The 14,463-nt window shown below is 72.1% G+C and carries 13 protein-coding genes; 9 read left to right on the forward strand and 4 right to left on the reverse strand.

The window, feature by feature from the left end; translation table 11 throughout:
* The first annotated feature begins 89 nt into the window (after nucleotides 1-89).
* Both ACZ6A9_RS20860 and ACZ6A9_RS20865 read left to right on the forward strand, forming a co-directional pair.
* Entirely contained in the window at nucleotides 90-1,583 is a 1,494-nt protein-coding gene (locus ACZ6A9_RS20860; RefSeq protein ID WP_468987813.1) for a PucR family transcriptional regulator, read from the forward strand.
* Between the two features lie 110 nt (nucleotides 1,584-1,693).
* Nucleotides 1,694-2,482: a phosphatase gene (locus ACZ6A9_RS20865; RefSeq protein ID WP_468987529.1), complete on the forward strand. Its 789-nt coding sequence runs from the start codon at nucleotides 1,694-1,696 to the stop codon at nucleotides 2,480-2,482.
* Here ACZ6A9_RS20865 and ACZ6A9_RS20870 read toward each other — a convergent pair.
* The 4 genes from ACZ6A9_RS20870 to ACZ6A9_RS20885 all read right to left on the reverse strand — a co-directional run bounded on the left by ACZ6A9_RS20870 (nucleotide 2,418) and on the right by ACZ6A9_RS20885 (nucleotide 5,729).
* On the reverse strand, nucleotides 2,418-2,870 hold the full coding sequence (locus ACZ6A9_RS20870) for a hypothetical protein (protein WP_468987530.1): 453 nt from the start codon (nucleotides 2,868-2,870) through the stop codon (nucleotides 2,418-2,420). The two genes, ACZ6A9_RS20865 and ACZ6A9_RS20870, sit on opposite strands and share 65 nt — an antisense overlap.
* A 61-nt stretch (nucleotides 2,871-2,931) precedes the next feature.
* The gene (gene tesB, locus ACZ6A9_RS20875; RefSeq protein WP_468987531.1) at nucleotides 2,932-3,807 is read right to left on the reverse strand and encodes an acyl-CoA thioesterase II; all 876 of its coding nucleotides are present in this window, start codon (nucleotides 3,805-3,807) and stop codon (nucleotides 2,932-2,934) included.
* Between the two features lie 35 nt (nucleotides 3,808-3,842).
* Nucleotides 3,843-5,000 (reverse strand): acyl-CoA dehydrogenase family protein, encoded by a 1,158-nt coding sequence (locus ACZ6A9_RS20880; RefSeq protein ID WP_468987532.1) that lies wholly within the window; start codon nucleotides 4,998-5,000, stop codon nucleotides 3,843-3,845.
* Between the two features lie 120 nt (nucleotides 5,001-5,120).
* Nucleotides 5,121-5,729, reverse strand: a complete 609-nt coding sequence (locus ACZ6A9_RS20885) for an SACE_7040 family transcriptional regulator (protein WP_468987534.1) — start codon at nucleotides 5,727-5,729, stop codon at nucleotides 5,121-5,123.
* An 87-nt stretch (nucleotides 5,730-5,816) separates the two neighbouring features.
* On the opposite strand from ACZ6A9_RS20885, the gene ACZ6A9_RS20890 reads away from it, so the two are divergent.
* The 7 genes from ACZ6A9_RS20890 to ACZ6A9_RS20920 all read left to right on the forward strand — a co-directional run bounded on the left by ACZ6A9_RS20890 (nucleotide 5,817) and on the right by ACZ6A9_RS20920 (nucleotide 14,346).
* A complete protein-coding gene (locus ACZ6A9_RS20890) occupies nucleotides 5,817-7,433 on the forward strand; it encodes a carboxyl transferase domain-containing protein (protein WP_468987536.1) in 1,617 nt (538 codons plus the stop codon).
* A 26-nt stretch (nucleotides 7,434-7,459) separates the two neighbouring features.
* Complete coding sequence (locus ACZ6A9_RS20895) at nucleotides 7,460-9,391, forward strand: acetyl/propionyl/methylcrotonyl-CoA carboxylase subunit alpha (RefSeq protein WP_468987815.1); 1,932 nt, start codon at nucleotides 7,460-7,462, stop codon at nucleotides 9,389-9,391.
* Entirely contained in the window at nucleotides 9,388-10,335 is a 948-nt protein-coding gene (locus ACZ6A9_RS20900; RefSeq protein ID WP_468987537.1) for a hydroxymethylglutaryl-CoA lyase, read from the forward strand. The genes ACZ6A9_RS20895 and ACZ6A9_RS20900 overlap by 4 nt, the downstream gene beginning before the upstream one ends.
* A gap of 6 nt (nucleotides 10,336-10,341) precedes the next feature.
* Entirely contained in the window at nucleotides 10,342-11,502 is a 1,161-nt protein-coding gene (locus ACZ6A9_RS20905; protein ID WP_468987538.1) for an acyl-CoA dehydrogenase family protein, read from the forward strand.
* A 127-nt stretch (nucleotides 11,503-11,629) separates the two neighbouring features.
* Nucleotides 11,630-12,220: a Uma2 family endonuclease gene (locus ACZ6A9_RS20910; RefSeq protein WP_468987539.1), complete on the forward strand. Its 591-nt coding sequence runs from the start codon at nucleotides 11,630-11,632 to the stop codon at nucleotides 12,218-12,220.
* A 166-nt stretch (nucleotides 12,221-12,386) separates the two neighbouring features.
* Nucleotides 12,387-13,430 carry an ABC transporter substrate-binding protein gene (locus ACZ6A9_RS20915; RefSeq protein WP_468987541.1) on the forward strand — a complete coding sequence of 348 codons (1,044 nt, stop codon included), beginning with the start codon at nucleotides 12,387-12,389 and terminating at the stop codon, nucleotides 13,428-13,430.
* Nucleotides 13,431-13,467: 37 nt separating this feature from the next.
* Nucleotides 13,468-14,346, forward strand: coding sequence for a siderophore-interacting protein (locus ACZ6A9_RS20920; RefSeq protein ID WP_468987543.1), 879 nt, complete (start codon nucleotides 13,468-13,470; stop codon nucleotides 14,344-14,346).
* The last annotated feature ends 117 nt before the right edge of the window (nucleotides 14,347-14,463 follow it).

Raw genomic sequence — 14,463 nt, forward strand, 5'->3', positions numbered from 1 at the left:
TCCCGACCATAAGAGGGCGGAAAGCATCTGCGAAGTGTACGTTTCCTCCATTCCCGTCGCGAGGAGTGGAGGAAGTGTCCAGCATGCCGATGTCGGATCCCGTGGTTCCGCCCACGCCGCCGGTGCGGCTGGACGCCCTGCTGGCCCGCGAGGACCTCGGCCTGCGCCGGATCGCCGGACCGGACGGCCCGGGGATCGTCGTGCACTGGGCGCAGGCGTCGGAGATGGCCGACCCCTACCCGTACCTGCTGGGCGGGGAACTGCTGCTGTCGGCGGGCGTGCACATCCCCCAGGGGGCGGGCGCCGGATACTTCGACGCGTACGTCTCCCGGATCGTGGCGGCGGGCGGCGCCGCACTCGGTTTCGGTCTGGCGCCGGTCCACGAGAGGGTGCCGGCGGAGCTGGCCGAGGCCTGCGACATGCACGGGCTGCCGCTGCTGGAGGTGCCGCCCAGGACCACGTTCTCGGGGGTGGCGCGGGCGGTCTGGCAGCTGATGGCGCAGGCCCGCACGGCGGAGCTGCGCCGGGTCACCGAGGCCCAGCAGAGCCTCGCCACGGCGGCGGCCCGCCCCGAGCCGGTCCGCCCCGTGCTCGACCAACTGGCCCAGCGGACCGGCGGCTGGGCCGTCCTGTTCGGCCCGGACGCCACGGAACTCGCCACGTCGGGCCCACCCCCGGCCGCCGAGGCCAGGGAGTCCCTGACCCGCCTGGCCAAGGTCCTGCGCCCCACCCCGACGACCGGCCCCGCCCCTGCCACGGGCGGTCGCACCGCCCCCGCCTCCGCCAGCGACACGGTCACCGGCACCCACCTCGCCGCCTACGCCCTCGGCCCCGGACCCGGCTGCGTCCTGGGCGTGGCCTCGCCCCACCGGTCCCCCGGCGACCACACCATCGCCTCCGTCGCCGCCGTCCTCCTCTCCCTCCTCACCGGCACGCAGCACACCGCCACCGACGCACCCCGCTCCTCCGCCCTCGTACGCCTGCTGCTGGGCGCGACGCCCGAGGAGGTGGCGCCCCTGCTCGGCGCGGACCGCCGGCGCGTGGTGCACGCCCGGCCCGACGGACGACCGGCCCCGGACGCCCTCGCCGCCTCCGCCCTGGGCGCGGCACTGGGCTCCACGCTGGTGGACCCGTCCGGCGAGACCGTACGCGTCCTGGTTCCGGCCGATCACCCCGTGGACGCGGTCCCCGGCTGGACCCTCGGCGTCAGCGCGGCCGCCGACCCGCCCGACTGGCCCGCCGCCGGCACCCAGGCCGCCCGCGCCCTCGCCCGGGCCCGCGCCACCCGCGCCCCGCTGGTCCGGCACGGCGACCGCCCCGCCCTCACCGACCTCGTCCCGCCGGGTGACGCGGACGCCCACGCGCGGGCGCTGCTCGCGCCCATAGCGGCCGCCCCGGCCCTCACCGACACCCTGCGTACCTGGCTGTCCCTGCACGGCAGCTGGGACCGTACGGCGGTGGCGCTGTCCGTGCACCGCAACACCGTGCGGCAGCGCATCGCGCGCTGCGCGGCGCTGCTGGAGGCCGACCTGGACGATCCGGACGTGCGGATGGAGCTGTGGTTCGCGCTGCGCCGCAGCTGAGGCGGGCCGGGGACCTGAGTATCCGTACGGAGTCGTCTGAGTACGTGACGCACGTCCCAGCGGGCGATACGTCAGGGACGCCCACCATGCGCTGCTCCACAATGGGGGGCATGCCGATACCCGGGACACCCAGCCGCGCCGAACTCGTCGAACACCTGGTCGCCACCCGCATCGCGGGCGATGTCGCCACGCCGCGCGAGAACAACCTCTCCCACTACCGGAAGCTGGCGAACGGCGACCGCCACTACTGGCTCGGCCTGGAGCTCGGCGACCGCTGGACCGACGAGCAGGACGTGCTCGCGGTGATGGCGGAGCGGGTGGGCGTCAACGACGACCCGGAACACCGGTACGGGCAGGACACCATCGACCCGGAGCTGACCGTGTCCGGCCTGGAACGCATGGCCGGGAGGCTGCGCAAGGCGGCGGAGGGGCAGCAGCGGGTGCTGTTCGCCACCGGTCACCCGGGCGGGCTGCTCGACGTGCACCGCGCGACGGCCGCGGCGCTGCGGGCGGCCGGCTGCGAGATCGTGGTCATCCCGGACGGGCTGACCACGGACGAGGGCTATGTGATGCAGTTCGCGGACGTGGCGGTGCTGGAGCACGGTGCCACGCTGTGGCACACCCACTCCGGGGAGCCGATGAAGGCCATCCTCGGTGCCCTGGAGCGCGAGGGCCGCCCGCTGCCGGACCTGGTCGTCGCCGACCACGGCTGGGCGGGCGCCGCGGGTCAGTACGGCGTCGACTCCGTCGGCTACGCGGACTGCAACGACCCGGCGCTGTTCCTCGCCGAGGCCGAGGGCACCGTCCAGGTCACGGTCCCCCTCGACGACCACGTCACCAGCCCCCGCCACTACGACCCGATGACGGCGTACCTCCTGGCGGAGGCGGGCATCGCCTAGAGGGGATCAACTGGTCAGGGGTGTCGACGGCCCGGTCGAAGCAGGGCCAGCCGTCCAGCTCGACGTTCCGGCCGGGGCGCGGGTCCAGGGCCGGCGCCGCCGTCCGGAGCAGGCGCCGGGCGGCACCCGGCTCGTGGAGGTTGAGGTCGGCGCGGTCCGGGAGGCGCATCACGGTGCCCGCCTCGAAGTACGAGTGGGACACGATGCGGTGCGGGCCCGGGGCGAAGACCAGGGACAGCCGGCGCCCAGCGCCGCCGCGGTACCCCTCGGTGAAGAAGGACAGTGTCAGGCGGCAGTCGGCGTAGGCGGGCCGCACCCGCTGCCGGACGGCCCAGTGCCAGACGGTGTCGTCGACGACGAGGCGGCGGAGACGGCGGTGTTTCCTCACCGGGGCAGCGTAGAGCGGGGGACCGCCGCGGCCCCAGTGGTTTCCCGCCGCGCGGACCGGTTCAGTCCCCGCGCGGGACGCGGACCACGCCCTCCTGGATGACCGAGACCGCGAGCCGGCCGTCCTGGGTGTAGATGCGGCCCTGACCCAGTCCCCGGCCGCCGTGGGCCGAGGGGGACTGCTGGTCGTACAGCAGCCACTCGTCGGCGCGGAACGGGCGGTGGAACCACATCGCGTGGTCCAGGGACGCGCCGACGACGTCACCGACGGCCCAGCCGCCGCGCCCGTGGGCGAGCAGGATGGAGTCGAGGAGCGTCATGTCGGAGACGTACGTGGCGAGGACGACGTGCAGCAGCGGGTCGTCGCTGTCGAGCTTGCCGTTGGTGCGGAACCAGACCTGGGAGTGCGGTTCGCGCGGCTCGCCGAAGCGGCCGTAGGGCGGGTCGTCGACGTAGCGCAGGTCGACCGCCGAGCGGGCCCCGAGGTAGCGGTGCACGATCTCGGGGGCGAGATGCGGGTAGCCGCGCAGCCGCTCCTCGGAGGTCGGCAGGGTGTCGGGGTCCGGCGAGGGCGGCATCGGCGCCTGGTGGTCCAGGCCCTCCTCGTGCTCCTGGAAGGAGGCGGAGAGGTGGAAGATCGGCTTGCCGTGCTGGACCGCGACCACGCGCCGCGTGGTGAAGGAGCGGCCGTCCCGGATCCGGTCGACGGTGTAGACGATCGGGGCGCCCGGGTCGCCGATGCGCAGGAAGTACGCGTGCAGCGAGTGGGCGGGCCGGTCCGCCGGGACGGTCCGTCCCGCGGCGACCAGGGCCTGTGCCGCCACCTGCCCGCCGAAGACCCGGGGGACGGCGGAGGCGCGGGACTGGCCGCGGAAGATGTTCTCCTCGATCTGCTCGAGGTCGAGCAGATCGAGGAGTTCCTGAAGTGCCTGACTCATGGAATCAGTTGTATACGGCAGGGATTTCCGGGACCTTACAGGCCCATGTCCTTGGCGATGATCGACTTCATGATCTCGCTGGTGCCGCCGTAGATGCGGTTGACGCGGTTGTCCGCGTACAGACGGGCGATCGGGTACTCGTTCATGTAGCCGTAGCCGCCGTGCAGCTGGAGGCAGCGGTCGATGACACGGTGGGCGACCTCGGTGCAGAACAGCTTCGCGGAGGCGGCCTCGGCGGGGGTGAGCTCGCCGGCGTCCAGGGCCTCGGTGGCGCGGTCGGCGACGGCCTCGGCGGCGTCCACCTCGGCCTGGCAGGCGGCCAGCTCGAACTTGGTGTTCTGGAAGTGGGCGACCGGCTTGCCGAAGACGGTGCGCTCCTGCACGTAACTCTTGGCGAACCGGACGGCGGCCTTGGCCTGCGCGTAGGCGCCGAAGGCGATGCCCCAGCGCTCGGAGGCCAGGTTGTGGCCGAGGTAGTAGAAGCCCTTGTTCTCCTCGCCGAGCAGGTCCTCGACGGGCACCTTGACGTCGACGAAGGCCAGCTCGGCGGTGTCGGAGGTCTTCAGACCGAGCTTGTCGAGCTTGCGGCCGACGGAGTAGCCCTCGGACTTGGTGTCGACGGCGAACAGGGAGATGCCGTGACGGCGGTCCTCGGCCGTGGGGGCGGCGGTGCGGGCGCAGACGATCACCTTGTCGGCGTGGACGCCGCCGGTGATGAAGGTCTTGGCGCCGTTGAGGACGTAGTGGGTGCCGTCCTCGCTGAGCTTGGCGGTGGTCTTCATGCCCGCGAGGTCGGAGCCGGTGCCCGGCTCGGTCATCGCGATGGCCCACATCTCCTCGCCGGAGACGAACTTCGGCAGGAAGCGCTTCTTCTGCTCGTCGGTGGCGAGCATCTTGATGTACGGCAGGGCGAGCAGCACGTGCACGCCGGAGCCGCCGAACTGGACGCCCGCGCGGGCGGTCTCCTCGTAGAGGACCGCCTCGAACTTGTGGGTGTCCAGGCCCGCACCGCCGAACTCCTCCGGCACGCTGATGCCGAAGATGCCCAGCTCACCGAGCTTGTAGTAGAAGTCGCGCGGCGCCTGGCCCGCCGCGAACCACTCGTCGTAGACGGGCACGACCTCGGCCTCGATGAAGGCCCGGATGGTCTCCCGGAACGCCTCGTGATCCTCGTTGAAAACCGTACGGCGCACCGCCGCCACCTCCGCGTACCCTAGGCATGTCTAAGCGCTTGCTCAGACAAAGATACCGGCGAGTATCCACAGGCGTCCAGAGTGCGGCCCCCGCGACCCCCGTAACGCTCGTCACGCTCGTCACGCCGCGGGCGCCGCCCCCGCCGCGTCGAACGCGCCCCGCGCCATCCGGTGCAGCAGCCCGGCCGTCGTCGCCCGGCCGGGGAGGGCGCCCGGGCGGGCCAGGTGCGGGGTGGAGTTGAGCAGGCCGAACACCGAGTGCACGGCCGAGCGGGCGGCCGGTTCGGCCAGCTGCGGATAGAGCGCGCGGACCACCTCCACCCACAGCTCCACGTACTGCCGCTGCAGCTGGCGGACCAGCTTGCGGTCGCTGTCCCGGAGGCGGTCCAGCTCACGGTCGTGCAGGGTGATCAGGGGACGGTCGTCGAGCGCGAAGTCGATGTGCCCCTCGATCAGCGAGTCGAGGACCGCCTCCGGGGCCGGCCCGTCCCCGGCCTCCTTCAGGCGCTGCTTCGCGCCGGTCAGCAGCTGGCCGCTGATCCCCACCAGCAACTCCGCGAGCATCGCGTCCTTGCCCGCGAAGTGCCGGTAGAGCCCGGGCCCGCTGATGCCGACCGCCGCGCCTATCTCGTCGACCCCGACGCCGTGGAAGCCGCGCTCGGCGAAGAGCCGGGCGGCCTCCTTGAGGATCTGTTCGCGGCGGGTGGGGGCGTCGGTTCTGGTGGCCATGAAGACGATTCTAGACAGGGAGGTTAGCGGTCGTTAACCTGGAGGAAATGCGTTAACGCTCATTAACAAGGTGAGGGGACCCGCAGGATGCACGAGGCACCGGAGCTTCACAGCGCGGCAGATCCCGCGTCGGAGTCCTTTCGGGCCAACGAGGAGGCGCACCGCGCCCTCGTCGGGGAGCTGCGCGGCAAGCTGGCCGCGGCGGCGCTCGGCGGCGGCGAGCGGGCGCGGGCACGGCACACGGCGCGCGGGAAACTGCTCCCGCGCGACCGCGTGGACACGCTCCTCGACCCCGGCTCGCCCTTCCTGGAGCTGGCCCCGCTGGCGGCCGACGGGATGTACGAGGGGCAGGCCCCGGCGGCCGGGGTGATCGCCGGGATCGGCCGGGTCTCCGGCCGGGAGTGCGTGGTCGTGGCCAACGACGCCACCGTCAAGGGCGGCACGTACTACCCGATGACGGTGAAGAAGCACCTGCGCGCGCAGGAGGTGGCCCTCGACAACCGGCTGCCCTGTGTCTACCTGGTGGACTCGGGCGGCGCGTTCCTGCCGATGCAGGACGAGGTGTTCCCGGACCGGGACCACTTCGGGCGGATCTTCTACAACCAGGCCCGGATGTCCGGCGCCGGCATCCCGCAGATCGCGGCGGTCCTCGGCTCCTGCACGGCGGGCGGGGCGTACGTCCCGGCGATGAGCGACGAGGCGGTGATCGTCCGGAACCAGGGCACCATCTTCCTCGGCGGCCCGCCGCTGGTGAAGGCCGCCACCGGTGAGGTGGTGACGGCGGAGGAGCTGGGCGGCGGCGAGGTCCACTCCCGGGTCTCCGGCGTGACCGACCACCTCGCGGAGGACGACGCGCACGCGCTCAGGATCGTGCGCACCATCGTCTCCACCCTCCCCGCGCGGGGTTCCCTCCCCTGGAGCGTCGGGCCGGCCGTCGAGCCCAAGGTGGACGCGGCGGGGCTGTACGGGGCGGTGCCGGTCGACTCCCGCACCCCCTACGACGTGCGGGAGATCATCGCGCGGATCACCGACGGCTCCCGCTTCGCCGAGTTCAAGCCGGAGTTCGGGCAGACCCTGGTCACCGGCTTCGCGCGGATCCACGGCCACCCGGTGGGGATCGTCGCCAACAACGGCATCCTGTTCTCCGAGTCCGCCCAGAAGGGCGCCCACTTCATCGAGCTGTGCGACCAGCGCGGCATCCCGCTGCTGTTCCTGCAGAACATCTCGGGCTTCATGGTCGGCCGGGACTACGAGGCGGGCGGCATCGCCAAGCACGGCGCCAAGATGGTCACCGCGGTCGCCTGCACCCGCGTGCCGAAGCTGACGGTGGTGGTCGGCGGGTCCTACGGGGCGGGCAACTACTCGATGTGCGGGCGGGCGTACTCGCCGCGCTTCCTGTGGATGTGGCCCAACGCGAAGATCTCCGTGATGGGCGGCGAGCAGGCCGCCTCCGTCCTCGCCACCGTCAAACGGGACCAGCTCGAAGGGCGCGGCGAGGAGTGGCCGGCCGAGGACGAGGACGCCTTCAAGGCCCCGATCCGCGCCCAGTACGAGCGTCAGGGGAACGCCTACTACGCGACGGCCCGCCTCTGGGACGACGGCGTGATCGACCCGATGGACACCCGGCAGGTGCTGGGCCTGGCCCTGACCGCGTGCGCCAACGCGCCCCTGGGTGACCCCCAGTTCGGCGTCTTCCGGATGTGAGGGGACCCCTGACGATGACAGAGCAGATGTTCGAGACGGTGCTGGTGGCCAACCGGGGCGAGATCGCGGTCCGCGTCATCCGCACCCTGCGGTCGATGGGCGTGCGCTCGGTGGCCGTGTACTCCGACGCGGACGCCGACGCCCGGCACGTACGGGAGGCCGACACGGCGGTGCGGATCGGGCCCGCGGCCGCCTCCGAGAGCTACCTGTCGGTGGAGCGGCTGCTGGAGGCCGCCGCCCGCACCGGCGCGCAGGCGGTCCACCCCGGGTACGGCTTCCTGGCCGAGAACGCGGGCTTCGCGCGGGCGTGCGCCGAGGCGGGGCTGGTGTTCATCGGGCCCCCGGCGGACGCCATCGCGCTGATGGGCGACAAGATCCGCGCCAAGGAGACGGTGAAGGCGGCCGGCGTGCCGGTCGTGCCCGGCTCCAGCGGCAGCGGACTGACCGACGAGCAGCTCGCCGAGGCCGCCCGGGAGATCGGCGTGCCGGTGCTGCTGAAGCCGTCCGCGGGCGGTGGCGGCAAGGGCATGCGGCTGGTGCGGGACGCCTCGCTGCTGGCCGACGAGATCGCCGCCGCGCGCCGCGAGGCCCGCGCCTCCTTCGGTGACGACACGCTGCTCGTCGAGCGGTGGATCGACCGGCCCCGGCACATCGAGATCCAGGTGCTGGCCGACGGGCACGGGGGCGTGGTCCACCTCGGCGAGCGCGAGTGCTCCCTCCAGCGGCGCCACCAGAAGATCATCGAGGAGGCGCCCAGTGTGCTCCTCGACGAGGAGACCCGGGCCGCGATGGGCGAGGCGGCGGTCCAGGCGGCCCGCTCCTGCGGCTACCGGGGCGCGGGCACGGTGGAGTTCATCGTCCCGGGCAACGACCCCTCCTCGTACTACTTCATGGAGATGAACACCCGCCTCCAGGTGGAACACCCGGTCACCGAACTGGTCACGGGACTCGACCTGGTGGAGTGGCAGCTGCGGGTGGCGGCGGGCGAGCCGCTGGCGTTCGGGCAGGACGACGTCCGGCTCACCGGGCACGCGGTCGAGGCCCGCATCTGCGCCGAGGACCCGGCCCGGGGCTTCCTCCCCTCCGGGGGCACGGTGCTGAGACTGCGCGAGCCGCAGGGCGACGGGGTGCGCACCGACTCCGGGCTGAGCGAGGGCACGGAGGTCGGCAGCCTCTACGACCCGATGCTCTCCAAGGTGATCGCGTACGGACCCGACCGGGCGACCGCGCTGCGCAAGCTCCGGGCGGCCCTGGCGGAGACGGTCACGCTGGGCGTGCAGACCAACGCGGGGTTCCTGCGGCGGCTGCTGGCCCATCCGGCGGTGGTGAGCGGCGACATGGACACCGGGCTGGTGGAGCGCGAGGCGCAGGGCCTGGTGCCGGCCGAGGTCCCCGGCGAGGTGTACGAGGCCGCGGCGGCCGTGCGCCTGGAGGCGCTGCGTCCGCGCGGCGACGGCTGGACGGACCCCTTCTCGGTGCCGGACGGCTGGCGCATGGGCGGCACCCCGAAACCGGCCGCCTTCCACCTGCGCGTCACGGACCCGGTGGAGCACATCCCGTGCGGCGCCCACACGGTCACCGACGACCAGGTGGCGGTGACGCTGGACGGCGTCCGGCACACCTTCCACCGCGCCGCCGACTGGATCGGCCGGGACGGCGACGCCTGGCACGTGCGGGACCACGACCCGGTCGCCGCGTCCCTCACCCGGGCGGGCCAGGCGGGCGCCGACTCGCTGACCGCGCCGATGCCGGGCACCGTGACGGTGGTGAAGGTGGCCGTCGGCGACGAGGTGGCCGCCGGACAGAGCCTGCTGGTGGTGGAGGCGATGAAGATGGAGCACGTCATCTCCGCCCCGCACGCCGGCACGGTCACCGAGCTGGACGTGGCCCCGGGCACGACGGTCGCCATGGACCAGGTGCTCGCGGTCATCGCACCCGTGGAGGAGGAGACGGCGTGAACACTCCGGAACCGGGCCTGCCCATGGTCGTACCGGCGGCGGGACTGCCCGCTCGGGTGCGGATCCACGAGGTGGGTGCCCGCGACGGCCTGCAGAACGAGAAGGCGACCGTCCCGACGGCCGTGAAGACGGAGTTCGTCCGCCGTCTGGCCTCCACCGGTCTGACCACCATCGAGGCGACCAGCTTCGTGCACCCCACATGGGTGCCCCAGCTCGCGGACGCCGAGGAGCTGTACCCTTCCGTCGCGGACCTGCCCGTCGAGCTGCCGGTGCTGGTGCCGAACGAGCGGGGACTGGACCGTGCGCTGGCGCTCGGCGCCCGGCGGGTCGCGGTGTTCGCCAGCGCCACGGAGTCCTTCGCCCGGGCCAACCTCAACCGCACGGTGGACGAGGCGCTGGCCATGTTCGAGCCGGTGGTGAGCCGGGCGAAGGCGGCGGACGTGCACGTCCGCGGCTACCTCTCGATGTGCTTCGGCGACCCGTGGGAGGGCGCGGTCCCCGTCCCGCAGGTGGTGCGGGTGTGCCGGGCCCTGCTGGACATGGGCTGCGACGAACTGAGCCTGGGCGACACCATCGGGGTGGCCACCCCGGGCCATGTGACGGCCCTGCTCACCGCGCTTACCGCGGCGGACGTGCCCGTCTCCGCGCTGGGCGTGCACTTCCACGACACCTACGGGCAGGCCCTGTCCAACACGCTGGCCGCGCTCCAGCAGGGCGTCACCACGGTCGACGCCTCCGCCGGCGGTCTGGGCGGCTGCCCGTACGCGAAGTCCGCCACCGGCAATCTCGCCACCGAAGACCTCGTGTGGATGCTGCGTGGCCTCGGCATCGACACCGGGGTCGACCTCGGCCGTCTGGTCGCCACAAGCGTCTGGATGGCCGCCCACCTGGGCCGAACCAGCCCGTCCCGCACCGTCCGAGCCCTCTCCCACCAGGAGTCGTGAACGACCATGGACCACAAGCTCTCCCCCGAACTGGAAGAACTCCGCCGCACGGTCGAGGAGTTCGCCCACGACGTGGTGGCACCGAAGATCGGTGACTTCTACGAGCGGCACGAGTTCCCGTACGAGATAGTGCGGGAGATGGGCCGCATGGGCCTGTTCGGCCTGCCGTTCCCGGAGGAGTACGGCGGCATGGGCGGCGACTACTTCGCCCTCGGCGTGGCCCTGGAGGAACTGGCCCGGGTCGACTCCTCGGTGGCCATCACGCTGGAGGCGGGCGTCTCGCTGGGCGCGATGCCGCTGCACCTGTTCGGCACCGAGGAGCAGAAGCGCGAGTGGCTCCCCCGGCTGTGCTCGGGCGAGATCCTGGGCGCGTTCGGCCTGACCGAGCCGGACGGCGGCAGCGACGCGGGCGCGACCCGTACGACGGCGCGGCTGGACGAGTCGACGAACGAGTGGGTCATCAACGGCACCAAGTGCTTCATCACCAACTCGGGCACCGACATCACGGGCCTGGTCACGGTCACCGCGGTCACCGGCCGCAAGCCGGACGGCAAGCCGCTGATCTCCGCGATCATCGTCCCGTCGGGGACGCCGGGCTTCACGGTCGCGGCGCCGTACTCGAAGGTCGGCTGGAACGCCTCGGACACGCGTGAGCTGTCCTTCGCCGACGTCCGGGTCCCGGCCGCCAACCTGCTCGGCGAAGAGGGCCGCGGCTACGCCCAGTTCCTGCGCATCCTGGACGAGGGCCGGATCGCCATCGCCGCGCTGGGCACGGGCCTGGCGCAGGGCTGTGTCGACGAGTCGGTGAAGTACGCCAAGGAGCGGCACGCGTTCGGGCGGCCGATCGGTGCCAACCAGGCGATCCAGTTCAAGATCGCCGACATGGAGATGAAGGCCCACACGTCCCGCCTCGCCTGGCGGGACGCGGCGAGCCGGCTGGTGGCGGGCGAGCCCTTCAAGAGGGAGGCGGCGCTGGCCAAGCTGTACTCGTCGACGGTCGCCGTGGACAACGCCCGCGACGCCACCCAGATCCATGGCGGCTACGGCTTCATGAACGAGTACCCGGTGGCCCGCATGTGGCGGGACTCCAAGATCCTGGAGATCGGCGAGGGCACGAGCGAGGTCCAGCGCATGCTGATCGCACGGGAGTTGGGCCTGTCGGGCTGAGCCCCGGACGGCCGGCCCGCACCCGCCGCGGGTCGGCCGGCCGTCCGCTCGGCGAGGGCGCCGGACAGGGCCGGTCACACCGTGGATCCGGACGGCCACGGAGCGAGGCCGTCGGTAGGCTGAAGGCATGGACTACACGAGGATGCGCGCGATCGCCGAGCAGCTCGGGGCCCACGCCGAGCAGCTGGAAGGTGCCTGGAGCGTCGAGATCGGCCCATCGGGTCCGATACTGGCCATGATGTGCCCGTCGAAGCGGCACGAGGGCATCGTCCGACGCATCTGCAAGCAGCTGGACGAGCAGCTCCTCACCACCCACCCGGGCTACGCCTGCGCGAACGGCCCCGAGATCGAGCACCCCGCGATCGGTCGCATGCGACGCCCGGACGCCGTCGTCATCCCCGAGTCCGTTCTCGACGAGGAAGGCCTCGCCGTCGACGCGACGCAGGTCCTGGCGGTCATCGAGATCGTCTCCCCGTCCAACCCGAACAACGACTACGGCGACAAGCTCGCCGAGTACCCCGCGATGGGCATCCCCCGCTACCTGATCGTCGATCCCCGCACTGGCACGATCGAGGTGCATTCGGCCCCGTGCGGTAACCGTTACAGCGTCAAGGAGCCGTACATCTTCGGTGATTCGGTCCCGTTCGGCCCGTGGACGGTGGACACCGCCGCCTTCACCCGTTACGGCAGGGACCGGGGCGCCTTCCCTTCGACGTGAAGCGCCGCGTGACCCTGATCACGGTGCGGGAGGGGCCTTCACGGGGGATGCATTCCGGGCGCCCTCTGGACAGATCATGAGGTTAGGCTAACCTAAGGCTGTTTCCGGCCCAGGGAGCCGTCACCGCGCACCCATCGGCTCCGCACGCATGAAAGCAGACCGACCCATGTCGAACGCCAGAACCGCCCGCCTCTCCCGTCGTGGACTGCTCGCCGCCGGCGGCGTCCTCGGACTCGGCGCCGCGCTCGCGGCCTGTGGTGACGACAGCGCGAAAAGCGGCGACTCGGGGTCGAAGGACGGAGCGGCGTCCGGCCCCTGGAGCTTCAAGGACGACCGCGGCACCACGGTGAAGCTGGACAAGAAGCCCGCGAACATCGTCGCGTTCACCGGTGTCGCCGCCGCGCTGTACGACTACGGCGTGCAGGTCAAGGGTGTCTTCGGGCCGACGGAGACCAAGGACGGCAAGGCCGACGTCCAGGCCGGCGACATGGACATCAGCAAGGTGACCATCCTCGGCAACGTCTGGGACCAGTTCAACGTCGAGAAGTACGCGACGCTCGCGCCCGACGTCCTGATCTCCACGATGTTCGACGACGCCGGCACCCTCTGGTACGTCCCCGAGGCGTCCAAGGACAAGATCGCCAAGCTCGCCCCGAGCGTCGGTATCTCCGTCTACGACCGTCAGCTGACCGGCCCGCTCCAGCGGATGTGGGAACTGGCGGAGTCGCTCGGCGCCGACATGAAGGCCGCCAAGGTCACCGACGCCAAGAAGCGCTTCGAGGAGGCCTCGGAGCGGCTGCGCAAGGCCGTCAAGGCCAACCCCGGCATCAAGGTGCTGGTCGGCTCGGCGAGCCCCGAGCTCTTCTACGTCTCCGGCACCAACCTCTCCGTCGACCTGGAGTACTTCAAGGCCCTCGGCGTGGACTTCGTCGAGCCGACCGAGGAGGCCAAGAAGGCCACCGGCGGCTGGTTCGAGAGCCTCAGCTGGGAGAACGTCGACAAGCACAAGGCGGACGTCATCATGATGGACGACCGCACCTCCGCCATCCAGCCCGCCGACATCACCGAGGCGACCTGGAAGGAACTGCCCGCGGTCAAGGCCGGCCAGGTCATCGCCCGGTCCACCGAGCCGATCCTGTCCTACGACAAGTGCGTCGCGCCGGTCGAGGCGCTCGCCGAGGCCATCGAGAAGGCCAAGAAGGTCAGCTGACCCTCCCCGACAGAACCCTCCTGCCCCGGAGCCATACGTGACCACTGCCGTAGCCGCCCCGTTCCGCTTCTTCTCCCTCCAGGTCGCAGCGACGAGGCGGCTCGGCCCGTCCCTGGTCCGGGTCACCTTCACCGGCCCCGAACTGCGCGACTTCCACTCCGACGGGCACGACCAGTCCCTGTCGCTGTTCCTGCCCCACCCGGGGCAGAGCGAGCCGGTCGTGCCGCTCGAACGCGGTGACGACTGGTGGCAGGGCTGGCGTGAACTGCCCGACGACGTCCGGGCGGTGATGCGTTCGTACACCCTGAGGGCGTCGCGCGCCGACGCCCTGGGGTGCACCACCGAGGTCGACATCGACTTCGTGCTGCACGGTGTCGCCGAGGAGGGCGGCACGTCCGCCGAGGCCGGTCCGGCCTCCCGCTGGGCCTCCCGCGCGACGGCCGGTGACCGGGTCCTGCTGCTCGGTCCCGCGATCGGCGACAACCGCGCGATCCGCTTCCGTCCGCCCGAGGACACCGACCTGGTGCTCCTGTGGGCCGACGAGACCGCCCTGCCCGCCACCGCCGCCGTCCTCGAGGCGCTCCCCGCCGGTCTGCGGGCCCGGGTGTGGCTGGAGGTGCCGCACGCGGGTGACGTGCAGGACCTGCCGACCGCCGCCGACGCGGAGATCACCTGGTTCGTCCGGGACGCCGCGGCGGCGGGCGCGGACGCCTCCCCGATGGCGCTGGAGGTCCTGCGCGCCGCCGAACTCCCGCACGCCGAGCGGCCGTACGTCTGGATCGCCGGTGAGTCCGGCTGTGTGAAGCAGCTGCGGCGCCACTTCGTCGGTGAGCGGGGTGTCGACCGCCGGCGCGTGACGTTCGTGGGCTACTGGCGACGCGGTCTGACGGAGGAGCAGTTGCGCGAACAGGGTTGACGTGTAAGGGAGTTGGCGTCACGTCAACCCCGTGACCGAGTGACCACGGTCACGGTCGAACGCGGAATACCTTCACTTGGCTCAGGTTAGGCTAACCTAAGTCACGCACTGGCCCGC

The organism is Streptomyces sp. NPDC041124 (assembly GCF_055592385.1).

Bases quoted from the DNA above. Each gene is read 5' to 3' on its own strand.
- tesB (WP_468987531.1), bottom strand. From the start codon at position 3,807: ATGAGTCAGGCACTTCAGGAACTCCTCGATCTGCTCGACCTCGAGCAG.
- ACZ6A9_RS20890 (WP_468987536.1), top strand. From the start codon at position 5,817: ATGCACGAGGCACCGGAGCTTCACAGCGCGGCAGATCCCGCGTCGGAG.
- ACZ6A9_RS20915 (WP_468987541.1), top strand. From the start codon at position 12,387: ATGTCGAACGCCAGAACCGCCCGCCTCTCCCGTCGTGGACTGCTCGCC.
- ACZ6A9_RS20910 (WP_468987539.1), top strand. From the start codon at position 11,630: ATGGACTACACGAGGATGCGCGCGATCGCCGAGCAGCTCGGGGCCCAC.
- ACZ6A9_RS20895 (WP_468987815.1), top strand. From the start codon at position 7,460: ATGTTCGAGACGGTGCTGGTGGCCAACCGGGGCGAGATCGCGGTCCGC.
- ACZ6A9_RS20885 (WP_468987534.1), bottom strand. From the start codon at position 5,729: ATGGCCACCAGAACCGACGCCCCCACCCGCCGCGAACAGATCCTCAAG.
- ACZ6A9_RS20860 (WP_468987813.1), top strand. From the start codon at position 90: ATGTCGGATCCCGTGGTTCCGCCCACGCCGCCGGTGCGGCTGGACGCC.
- ACZ6A9_RS20865 (WP_468987529.1), top strand. From the start codon at position 1,694: ATGCCGATACCCGGGACACCCAGCCGCGCCGAACTCGTCGAACACCTG.
- ACZ6A9_RS20905 (WP_468987538.1), top strand. From the start codon at position 10,342: ATGGACCACAAGCTCTCCCCCGAACTGGAAGAACTCCGCCGCACGGTC.